Consider the following 10,139-nt stretch of genomic DNA (forward strand, 5'->3'; position numbering starts at 1 on the left):
CTGTCAGGTGTGCGTCAGACCCATTGACCGCTCCGCCGGCGGACCGGAAGGATGCCCGCCAATCCGCTTTCCCGTCTCCGACACCTTCGGACGGTCCCATGACTACGCGCGTAAACCTCCTTCCCCGCTGGCTGGTTCGGCCGCTGCGGTGCGCCGCGGTGCTCTCGGTGCTCGCCTCGTTCGCGGTCTTCTTCGCCGGTGTCCAGCAGGCCCAGGCCGCCCCCGCCTGCGCCGTCCTCTCCTCCGGCGCCGCCCCGCAGGCCGAGGCCGCCGTCCGCTCCGCCTGCGGCCTGATCGGCACCCCCTACTCCTGGGGCGGCGGCCACGGCGCCACGCCCGGCCTCACGTACGGCATCTGCGACGCGTCCAACGGCGCGCCCAACGACTGCAACGTGCGCGGACTCGACTGCTCCGGCATGGTCCGCTACGCGTACTACCTCGCCGTCGGCAGCGACGTGATCAACGGCACCACCCGCACCCAGTGGCCGTCCTCACGGGCCGTCGCCCGCTACTACCGCGGCGACGGGACGGCGCCGCTGCTCCCCGGCGACCTGGTGTTCTACGGCGACACCGCATCGACCATCCACCACGTCGCGATCTACCTCGGCCAGGGGTACATCGCGGAGGCCCCGTACTCCGGCGGCCACGTCCAGGTCGCCACGCTGTACTCGCACGGCGACTACTACGGATCCATCCGCCTGTACGGCCCCGGTGGCGGCGGCACCACGCCGCCGCCGTCCACGCCGGGCCAGTACTGGGTGGACACCTTCGCCAACGCCTCGGTCTACGGTTCGCCGACCAGTACGGCGGCGACCGGGACGCTGTACCAGGGCACCAACTACGTGTTCTGCAAGGCCTGGGGCCGGGAGATCTCCAGTGGTGGGAGCTTCAACCACTGGTGGTTGAAGACGGATCCGGACGTGGGTCCGGGTGGTCAGTGGGTGTCGGCGTACTACCTGTCGCGGTGGGGCAACGACGTGGCCAAGGACAACAACGGCGTGACCGTCCCCGACTGCGCAGGGGGCGGCGCCCCGCCCGCCACCGGCAAGTACTGGGTGGACACCTTCGCCAACGCCTCGGTCTACGGTTCGCCGACCAGTACGGCGGCGACCGGGACGCTGTACCAGGGCACCAACTACGTGTTCTGCAAGGCCTGGGGCCGGGAGATCTCCAGTGGTGGGAGCTTCAACCACTGGTGGCTGAAGACGGATCCGGACGTGGGTCCGGGCGGTCAGTGGGTGTCGGCGTACTACCTGTCGCGGTGGGGCAACGACGTGGCCAAGGACAACAACGGCGTGACCATTCCGGACTGCTGAGAGGTGGGTGGTCCTCCCGCTGATCCGCGGGAGGACCACCCGCGTCAGCGGGCCGGTTCGTGGTGTCGCGGCCGGGTGACGGTGTGCCAGGGCCAGCGGGCGGACAGCCAGCGGTCCAGTTCGGCGGCCAGCTCGCGCTCCAGCGCGGGGCCGTGGCCGTCCGCCGTCCAGTAGGCCAGTTCGGCGTCGGCGGTGCCCTCGGTGACCGGGTCGAGGTAGACGCAGCCGAGCTGGCGGCCGTCGCCGGGGGCGGTGAGCGCGTAGGCGAAGGAGGTGCGGCGGGTGAACTCCTGCTGGTGCCAGGCGAGCTGGATGAGGTCCTGCTCCTCGCTGAGGCTCGGTGGCGGCCACTGCCAGGAGTCGCCGAACCGCTCCCAGAGGCGGTCGCGGGAGGCCATCACCAGGGCGTGGTCCTGCGGGACGTCCCGGATGGTGATCGGGCGCAGCTCGAAGCGGGCGGTGAGCAGGCCCTGCGGCACGGCGAAGTCGACCGGGACGAACGGCCGGTGCCGATGCCGGCGCCGGGGTGCGGCCGGCGGGGCGGTCTCACCGGTGAGGACGGCGTGGTGCGCGGCGACCAGCGCCGGACCGGGGTCCATGCCCAGCTCCTCGGCCAGGCGGACGCGGGTGCGGCCGTACAGCGCCAGGGCCTCCGCCGAGCGGCCGGACGCGTGCAGGGCCCGGAGCAGCAGGGCGAGCGGCGCCTCGCGCAGCGGGTGCTCGGCGGCGGGCTGCCGCAGGAGGGAGAGCGCGGCCTGCGGGCGCCCGAGCAGCAGGGCCGCCTCGGCAGCCGCCTCGACCGCGGCCAGCCGCAGCTCCTCCAGCCGCTCGCACTGCCAGCGCAGCCGTACGGAGACCGCCTCCCCGCCCAGTGCCGGGCCGCGCCACAGCCGCAGGGCGGCGGCGAGCGGGCCGCGGGCACCCTCGGCGTCACCCTCCGCCAGCCGGGCGCGGCCCTCGCCGAGCAGGCGCTCGAAGCGCAGGGCGTCCACCTGCTCGGGGTCCACCGCGAGGCGGTAGCCTCCGCCCGGCTCGGCCAGCAGTTCGGGGGCACCGGGCTCGTGGGGCGGACTCGCGTCGGCGAGCAGGCCGCGCAGCCGGGAGACGTAGCTCTGCAGGGTGTTCACCGCGCTGGCGGGCTCGCGCCCGTCCCAGACCGCGTCGACCAGGTCGGCGAGCGGGACCGTCCGGCCCGCCGCGAGCAGCAGCGCGGCCAGCACCGCGCGCTGGCGCGCCCCGCCGAGCGGCAGCGGACGGCCCGCGGAGCGCACCCGCAGCGGCCCGAGCACGTCCAGCTCCCACGACCCGCCGGCCACCGTGCCACCGCCTTCCCGTCGCTCCCCGAGATCTCCGAGATCCCCGAGATCCCGGCGTCCAGTCTCGCAGGGCGCGTGAACGCCTTGCACGCGGATTGCACGCGACCCCGGGCACGCTGTCCCGGTAGCGACCCCTCAGCGACCCCTTACCCGAAGGAGCGAACCCGTGAGCACCGTACGCCCGGCCACCGTCGACGACGCCGAGGCGATCTGCGACCTCCTCAACCAGGTCGACCTGCTGGAGATCGGCCGCGCCGAGACCGAGCTGCACGAGGTCGTCGCCGACCTGAGCCACCCCGACGTGGACCTCGCCCGCGACTCCTGGCTGCTGATCGGCGGCGACGGCCGCCCGGTCGGCTACGGCCTGCTGCGCGACCCGTCCGGCGGCGGGCGGCTCGACCTCGACCAGTACGTGCTGCCCGAGCAGCAGGCCGGAGCGCTGCGCCTGTTCGAGCTGATGGAGGCCCGCGCGGTCGAACGCGCCGCCGCCAACGGCGCCGACCGGGCCGTCCTGCACCTGCTGCTGAACAGCGCGCCCACCGTGGACACCGCCGCGATGAAGGGCCGCGGCTGGCAGGCGGTCCGCCGCCACCACGCGCTCACCCGCGCCGTCGACCCGGCCGGCGACCCGGTGCCGGCCCCCGTGCCCGGCCTCACCCTGCGCGCGTGCCGTACCGAGGCCGACCGGCGGACCGCGCACCGGCTGCTCCAGGAGTCCTTCGCCGAGCACTTCGACTTCCAGCCGCGCGGCTACGAGCAGTGGCTGGCGGACATCGACGGCGCCCACGCCGACTGGACGCTCACCTGGATCGCCACCCTCGCCGACCGCGGCGACGTCGCGGTGCTGCGCACCCGCGACGACCGGGCGGCGTGCGGCTGGGCCTCCCAGCTCGGCGTCCTCGCGGACGCCCGCGGCCGGGGCGTCGGCGGGCACCTGCTGCGCTGGTTCTTCGCCCAGTACGCCGCGCGCGGCCGCGACCGGGTCGGCCTCGGCGTCGACACCGCCAACCGCAGCGGCGCGCCCGCGCTCTACCGGCGGCACGGCATGGCGGTCGACTTCGCCGTCGACACCTGGGAGCTCACCCTGCCCGTACCGGCCGTGGTATGACGGACCGTCGGTAGAGACGGACCGCCGGTGGCGGCGGAGCGGCGAGAGGACGGCGGTCGTGGGGCTGGATCTGTTGCGGGCGAAGATCTCCCGGGGGTTCGACCAGTTGGACGCGGACGGCGACGGGCGGCTCACCGAGGCGGACCACCGGGAGATGGGCACCGCGATGGCCCGCTCGCTGGGCCACCCGGAGGGCTCGGCCGAGGAGCGGAAGGTGGTCGACGCGTACCTGGGGATCTGGCGGGAGGTGCACCTGCCGCACCTGCCGCCCGGCGCGGACGCCGTCACCCGGGAGGTGTTCCTGCGCTCCACCGGCTCGCTCGCCGACCGCCCCGAGGTCGCCCGCGCGGCGCTCGGAGGGCTCGCCGAGACCTTCCTCGCCATCGCGGACACCGACGGCAACGGCGTGGTGGACGCCGACGAGTTCTTCGTCTTCCAGCGCGGCCACTTCCCGCTGCTGGAGCGCGCGGCGGCGGACGAGGCGTTCCGGCACCTGGACCGGGACGGCGACGGCGCGCTCTCCCGCGAGGAGTTCGTCACCGCCATCCTCGAGTACTGGACCAGCACCGACCCCGACGCCCCCGGCAACTGGTGGACCGGCCGCCCGACGACCGCGCGGTAGCGCCGGCTCAGCCGGGCAGGGCGGCCAGGACCGGTGTGGTGGAGTCCTCGGCGGCCAGGCGGCCGGCGAGGGTGCGGGCGCGGTCGGTGAAGGCGGGGTCGACGGTGGCGGCGCGCAGGGCGGCGGCGAGGTGTCCGGGGGACACCCGGCGCAGCGGGAGGGCTGCGGGGGCCACGCCGAGGGCGACCTGGCGGGAGGCCCAGAACGCGGCGTCGAACTGGATCGGCACCGGTACGGACGGCACCCCGGCCCGCAGGGTCGCGGCCGTGGTGCCGGCGCCGCCGTGGTGCACCACGGCGGCGGTGCGCGGGAAGAGCAGGCTGTGCGGCAGCTCGTCCACGGTGAGCATGTCCTCGCCCTCGGCGTGGAGTTCGGCCCAGCCGCGCTGGACGATCCCGCGCAGGCCCGCGGTGCGCAGCGCGGTGACGACGGTCCGGCTGAGCCGCTCGGGGTCGGGCACGGTGGCGCTGCCCAGCCCGACGTACACCGGGGGCGGGCCGGAGGCGAGGAAGTCCTCGACCGCGTCCGGGAGTCGGGCGTCCGGCGGGTCGTACGGCCACCAGTAGCCGGCCAGTCGCAGGCCGGGCCGCCAGTCGCGCGGCCGGGGGACCACCAGCGGGCTGAAGCCGTGCAGCACCGGCCAGTCCTGGCGTTCGCGGGCCCGCCGGGAGGCCCGCGGGCCGCTCGGCGGCAGGCCGAGGCGGCGCCGGACGTCGCGTACCGCGTCGCGGAAGACCTCCTCCAGGGCGAGGTTCACGCCCTGCCCGGCGAGCCGGTTGGCGTGCGGCCCCCAGGACCGGGCGGTGACCAGGGGCGGCGCGAACACGGCGGTGGCGCCGATCGGTTGGAGGTTCAGGCCGACGGTGGGCAGGCCCAGGCCGGTGCCGATCGCGTGGCCGAGCGGCGCGAAGGAGGCGGACAGTAGCAGCGCGTCGGACTCCCGGGCGGCGGCGAGCAGGTCGTCGGTCATCCGGCCGACCAGCGAGCGGGCCATCGACAGCATCCGGACCAGTTTCGCGGCACCGCCGGCACTGCGGTGCAGGCCCTGTCCGCGGCCGGACTCCAGGACCGCGCGCGGATCCACCGGCAGGGCGTGGAAGCCCAGCCCGGCATCGGCGGCCAGCCCGGCGAAGCGCTCGTGGGTGACCAGGGTGACCCGGTGGCCGGCCTGCTCCAGCGCATGCCCCAGGCCGGTGAACGGCGCCACGTCGCCCCGCGACCCGGCCGTCATCAACGCCACCCGCATACCTGCCAGTATCGACGAGCGCCCGCCCGACGGACAGTGCGCCGCGCCGGTCGTGCTAGCTTCGCGCGCATGTCCGGACCCGATACCACCGCCGACACCACCGCCGAGATCACTGCCCTGACCGGCGCGTTCTTCGCCGCCTTCGACAGCAGGGAAGGCCGAGTGCCGCCGCTGGAGATGCTGCGCGAGCTGTTCGTGCCGGGTGGGCTGCTGGTCGTCACCGCGCCCGCGTACGCGTGCTGGGGCGTGGAGGAGTTCGTCGAGTCGCGGCGCGCGGTGCTGCTGCCGGGCGGGCGGGTCACCGAGTTCGCCGAGTGGGAGACCGGGGGGCGGACCGAGCTGTTCGGCGGGATCGCCTCGCGCTTCGCCGAGTACGCCAAGTCGGGCCGCCTGGACGGGGATCCGTTCACCGGCGGCGGGGCGATCGCCTTCCAGTACGTGCGCACCCCCGAGGGCTGGCGGATCACCTCCGCCGTCTGGCACGACCACGCCTGAGCCGTGCGCACCCGGGTCCGGGAACGCCGGACCGGGCCGGCCCGTGGTGGGCCGGCCCGGTCGGGGGAGTGCGTCAGACCAGGTCGAACCGGTCCAGGTCCATGACCTTGGCCCAGGCCGCGACGAAGTCCGCCACGAACTTCTGCTTGGCGTCGTCGCTCGCGTACACCTCGGCCAGCGCCCGCAGCTCGGAGTTGGAGCCGAACACCAGGTCGGCCCGGGTGCCGGTCCACTTCACCGCGCCGCTCGCGTCGCGGCCCTCGAACGCGCTGCCGTCCGAGGAGGTCGCCGTCCAGGTGGTGCCGAGGTCCAGCAGGTTGACGAAGAAGTCGTTCGTCAGCGTGCCGGGCGCGGTGGTGAGCACGCCGTGCGCCGACTCCTGGTGGTTGGCGCCGAGCACCCGCAGGCCGCCGACCAGGACGGTCATCTCGGGCGCGCTCAGGGTGAGCAGGTTGGCCCTGTCGATCAGCAGGAACTCGGCGGGCAGGCGGGTGCCCTTGCCGAGGTAGTTGCGGAAGCCGTCCGCGGCCGGCTCCAGCGCGGCGAAGGACTCGGTGTCCGTCTGCTCCTGCGAGGCGTCGACGCGGCCCGCGTGGAACGGCACCTCGACCGTGAACCCGGCGTCCGCGGCGGCCTTCTCGACGCCCGCGTTGCCCGCGAGGACGATCAGGTCGGCCAGCGAGATGTGCTTGCCGCCGGTGTTGAAGGACGCCTGGACGCCCTCCAGGGTGCGCAGCACCTGGGCGAGCCGGTCGGGGTCGTTGGCCTCCCAGGCGCGCTGCGGCTCCAGGCGGATCCGGCCGCCGTTGGCGCCGCCCCGCTTGTCGCTGCCGCGGAAGGACGAGGCGGCGGCCCAGGCGGTGGAGACCAGCTGGGCGACGCTCAGGCCGGAGTCCAGCACCTGCTGCTTGAGCGCGGCCAGGTCGGCGGCGGTGGGCAGTTCGCCGGTGCGGGCCGGCAGCGGGTCCTGCCAGATCAGCTCCTCGCCGGGCACCTCCGGGCCCAGGTAGCGGACGACCGGGCCCATGTCACGGTGCGTCAGCTTGTACCAGGCGCGGGCGAAGGCGTCCGCGAACTGGTCCGGGTGCTCGTAGAAGCGCCGGGAGATCGGCTCGTACACCGGGTCGAAGCGCAGCGACAGGTCGGTGGTGAGCATGGTCGGCAGGTGCTTCTTGGTCGGGTCGAAGGCGTCCGGGACGACCGCCTCGGCGTTCTTCGCCACCCACTGGTTGGCCCCGGCCGGGCTCTGCGTGAGCTCGTACTCGTACGCGAAGAGGTTGTGGAAGAAGTTGTTGCTCCACTGGGTCGGCGTGGTGGTCCAGGTGACCTCCAGGCCGGAGGTGATCGCGTCCGCGCCCTTGCCGCTGCGGAAGCTGCTCCGCCAGCCGAGGCCCTGCTCCTCCAGCGGAGCGTCCTCGGGGTCGGCGCCCACGTTGTCGGCCGGGCCGGCGCCGTGGGTCTTGCCGAAGGTGTGGCCGCCGGCGATGAGGGCGACGGTCTCCTCGTCGTTCATCGCCATCCGGTAGAAGGTCTCGCGGATGTCGCGGGCCGCCGCGATCGGGTCCGGATTGCCGTTGGGGCCCTCCGGGTTGACGTAGATCAGGCCCATCTGGACGGCGCCGAGCGGGTTCTCCAGGTTGCGGTCGCCGGTGTAGCGCTCGTCGCCCAGCCAGGTGGTCTCCGGGCCCCAGTAGACGTCCTCCTCCGGCTCCCAGACGTCCTCGCGGCCGCCGCCGAAGCCGAAGGTCTCGAAGCCCATCGACTCCAGCGCGACGTTGCCGGCCAGGATCATCAGGTCCGCCCAGGACAGGCTCTGGCCGTACTTCTTCTTCACCGGCCACAGCAGCCGGCGGGCCTTGTCCAGGTTGGCGTTGTCCGGCCAGCTGTTCAGCGGGGCGAAGCGCTGCTGTCCGGCGCCCGCGCCGCCGCGGCCGTCGCTGATCCGGTAGGTGCCGGCGCTGTGCCAGGCCATCCGGATGATGAACGGGCCGTAGTGGCCGAAGTCGGCGGGCCACCAGTCCTGCGAGGTGGTGAGCGCCGTCTCGATGTCCCGCTTCACCGCGGGCAGGTCCAGCGCCGTGAACGCCGCCGCGTAGTCGAAGCCCTCACCGAGCGGGTTCGCCACCGCGGGGTTCTTGGCGAGGATCTTCAGGTTGAGCCGCTGCGGCCACCACTGGCGGTTGCCACCGCCCTGGGTCGGATGCAGCGCCCTGCCGTGCGGGACCGGGCAGCCGCCACCCCCCTGGGGCTCCTCGGTGACGATGGGGTCGTTGTTCTCAGACATGGGAATCCTTCCGGAACTGGGCGGATCACGGTGCTGAAGAAGCGATTTTGTTTGACGTCCTCGGAACCGATCCTACGGTGGACAAGATCCAAGTCAAGAAACGAACCAGACCTGAGGATGTCTGCGTTGTAGGCTTGCCATGTGACATTGCACAGCCCTGTCGAACCCGTCCGAGCGGCCGTCCCGGTGTCCCGTGCCGGGTCCGATCTGCAAGCCCTGCGCCAGGCCTCCACCAGGCCTCCACCAGGCCCGATGCGTCCTTCGCGGTGGCGCTGGTGGTGAGCAACAACAGTGGCGCCGGCGGCCTCGCGTACGCGCGGGCGCACGGCATTCCCGTGCGCCACCTCTCCGGGCGCACGCACCCGGACGCCGACGAACTGGACGCCGCGCTGCACGCCACCCTGGTCGAACACCGGGTCGAGCTGATCGTGACCGCCGGATATCTGAAGAAGCTCGGCCCGCGCACGCTGCACGCGTACGCGGGCCGGGCCGTGAACATCCACCCCTCCCTGCTGCCCCGGCACGGCGGCCCCGGTATGTACGGCGAGGCCGTGCACCGCGCCGTCCTCGCCGCCGGCGACCGGGTGTCCGGGGCCTCCGTCCACCACCTCGCCGGCGAGTACGACCAGGGTGCGGTGATCGGGCGCCGCGAGGTGCCCGTGCATCCGGACGACACGGTGGAAGCCCTTGCCGCCCGGGTGTTGGCCGCCGAGCACGAACTGCTGCCGGCCGTGGTGGCGCGGCTCGCGGCGGTGGTGCGTCAGCCGTTCGCGAGGGCCTGGACGCGGTCGAAGGCGCCGTTGAAGTAGTTCTGGTCGCCCGGGAAGGTGCCGGAGTCGGCGTACTGCCAGATGGTCTGGTAGGACCAGCCGGCCGGCAGGGTGCCGACGGAGGACGCGTAACGGGCCACCCAGAGCGGGTTGGTGGCGCCGAAGGAGGAGTTGTTGCCGGTGCAGGTCTGCCACCAGTTGGTGGTGGTGTAGATGACCGGGTACCGGCCGGTGCGGGTGTGCACCGTGTTGGAGAAGGAGCGGATCCAGCTGACCATCGAGGACTGGCTCAGGCCGTAGCAGGTCGCGCCGTACGGGTTGTACTCGATGTCGAGGGCCGGCGGCAGGGTCTTGCCGTCCTTCGACCAGCCGCCGCCGTGGTCGACGAAGTAGTTCGCCTGGGTGGCGCCGCTCGACTTGTCCGGGAGGGCGAAGTGGTAGGCGCCGCGGATCATGCCGGCGTTGTACGAGCCGTTGTACTGCTGGGCGAAGTACGGGTTGGTGTAGCCGGTGCCCTCGGTCGCCTTCACGTAGGCGAACCGGGCGCCGTTGGCCCGGGCGGTGCTCCAGGCCACGTTGCCCTGCCAGCCGGAGACGTCCATGCCGGGCGTCTGGGTGGCGGCCAGTGCGGCGATCGGCGCGCCGGCGCCTCTTCCCTCGTGGGCGGCGACGGTGGAACCGGCGTAGTCGAGCTCGGGGTGGAACGCGGGTGTCGGCTTGGCCGCCTGCGCGGGTACCACGGCGGCGGTGCCGAGCAGCAGGGCGGAGGTGGCGACCGCGGTGGCGGTGCGGCGGAGCAGGAGTGCGGTGGTGCCGGGAGCGGGCATGACGTCTCCTCAGTCCGTGGATCTGGACGTGGACGCGGCCGGGGTCGGCCGCGTACGCAGCAAGATATAGTCATGCCCGCGACATTCAACAGGGTGTTGACGTTACATCGTTGAAAGTGTGAACGTGTGACGAACACACATATCTGGTGCTGTGA

General features: G+C 73.4%; 9 protein-coding genes. 5 read left to right on the forward strand and 4 right to left on the reverse strand.

What is annotated here, in order from left to right; genetic code table 11:
* Window positions 1-98: 98 nt before the first annotated feature.
* Entirely contained in the window at window positions 99-1,316 is a 1,218-nt protein-coding gene (locus tag ACGFX4_RS03510; protein WP_393069867.1) for a C40 family peptidase, read from the forward strand.
* A gap of 44 nt (window positions 1,317-1,360) precedes the next feature.
* Here the strand turns inward: ACGFX4_RS03510 and ACGFX4_RS03515 are convergent, their stop codons facing one another.
* Window positions 1,361-2,632 carry a GNAT family N-acetyltransferase gene (locus tag ACGFX4_RS03515; protein ID WP_393069869.1) on the reverse strand — a complete coding sequence of 424 codons (1,272 nt, stop codon included), beginning with the start codon at window positions 2,630-2,632 and terminating at the stop codon, window positions 1,361-1,363.
* A 166-nt stretch (window positions 2,633-2,798) separates the two neighbouring features.
* On the opposite strand from ACGFX4_RS03515, the gene ACGFX4_RS03520 reads away from it, so the two are divergent.
* Together ACGFX4_RS03520 and ACGFX4_RS03525 are read left to right on the forward strand one after the other, a co-directional pair.
* Complete coding sequence (locus ACGFX4_RS03520; RefSeq protein ID WP_393069870.1) at window positions 2,799-3,740, forward strand: GNAT family N-acetyltransferase; 942 nt, start codon at window positions 2,799-2,801, stop codon at window positions 3,738-3,740.
* A gap of 58 nt (window positions 3,741-3,798) precedes the next feature.
* On the forward strand, window positions 3,799-4,362 hold the full coding sequence (locus ACGFX4_RS03525; protein WP_393069872.1) for an EF-hand domain-containing protein: 564 nt from the start codon (window positions 3,799-3,801) through the stop codon (window positions 4,360-4,362).
* Between the two features lie 7 nt (window positions 4,363-4,369).
* Here the strand turns inward: ACGFX4_RS03525 and ACGFX4_RS03530 are convergent, their stop codons facing one another.
* Window positions 4,370-5,608 (reverse strand): glycosyltransferase, encoded by a 1,239-nt coding sequence (locus tag ACGFX4_RS03530; RefSeq protein ID WP_393069874.1) that lies wholly within the window; start codon window positions 5,606-5,608, stop codon window positions 4,370-4,372.
* A 69-nt stretch (window positions 5,609-5,677) separates the two neighbouring features.
* Between ACGFX4_RS03530 and ACGFX4_RS03535 the strand changes: the two genes are divergently transcribed.
* Window positions 5,678-6,103 (forward strand): DUF4440 domain-containing protein, encoded by a 426-nt coding sequence (locus tag ACGFX4_RS03535; RefSeq protein WP_393069875.1) that lies wholly within the window; start codon window positions 5,678-5,680, stop codon window positions 6,101-6,103.
* A gap of 73 nt (window positions 6,104-6,176) precedes the next feature.
* Here the strand turns inward: ACGFX4_RS03535 and katG are convergent, their stop codons facing one another.
* Window positions 6,177-8,387, reverse strand: coding sequence for a catalase/peroxidase HPI (gene katG, locus ACGFX4_RS03540; RefSeq protein WP_393069877.1), 2,211 nt, complete (start codon window positions 8,385-8,387; stop codon window positions 6,177-6,179).
* Window positions 8,388-8,665: 278 nt separating this feature from the next.
* Here katG and ACGFX4_RS03545 point away from each other — a divergent pair, with 278 nt between their 5' ends.
* The gene (locus tag ACGFX4_RS03545; RefSeq protein ID WP_393069878.1) at window positions 8,666-9,196 is read left to right on the forward strand and encodes a formyltransferase family protein; all 531 of its coding nucleotides are present in this window, start codon (window positions 8,666-8,668) and stop codon (window positions 9,194-9,196) included.
* On the opposite strand, the gene ACGFX4_RS03550 is transcribed toward ACGFX4_RS03545, so the two are convergent.
* Window positions 9,148-9,984, reverse strand: a complete 837-nt coding sequence (locus tag ACGFX4_RS03550; RefSeq protein ID WP_393069880.1) for a lysozyme — start codon at window positions 9,982-9,984, stop codon at window positions 9,148-9,150. The genes ACGFX4_RS03545 and ACGFX4_RS03550 overlap by 49 nt on opposite strands.
* Window positions 9,985-10,139: the final 155 nt, after the last annotated feature.

The sequence above is a fragment of the Kitasatospora sp. NPDC048365 genome (assembly GCF_043200835.1).
Lineage (GTDB): Bacteria > Actinomycetota > Actinomycetes > Streptomycetales > Streptomycetaceae > Kitasatospora > Kitasatospora terrestris.

Coding starts and splice junctions, on each gene's coding strand:
- katG (WP_393069877.1), bottom strand. CDS start 8,387: ATGTCTGAGAACAACGACCCCATCGTCACCGAGGAGCCCCAGGGGGGT.
- ACGFX4_RS03530 (WP_393069874.1), bottom strand. CDS start 5,608: ATGCGGGTGGCGTTGATGACGGCCGGGTCGCGGGGCGACGTGGCGCCG.
- ACGFX4_RS03550 (WP_393069880.1), bottom strand. CDS start 9,984: ATGCCCGCTCCCGGCACCACCGCACTCCTGCTCCGCCGCACCGCCACC.
- ACGFX4_RS03535 (WP_393069875.1), top strand. CDS start 5,678: ATGTCCGGACCCGATACCACCGCCGACACCACCGCCGAGATCACTGCC.
- ACGFX4_RS03510 (WP_393069867.1), top strand. CDS start 99: ATGACTACGCGCGTAAACCTCCTTCCCCGCTGGCTGGTTCGGCCGCTG.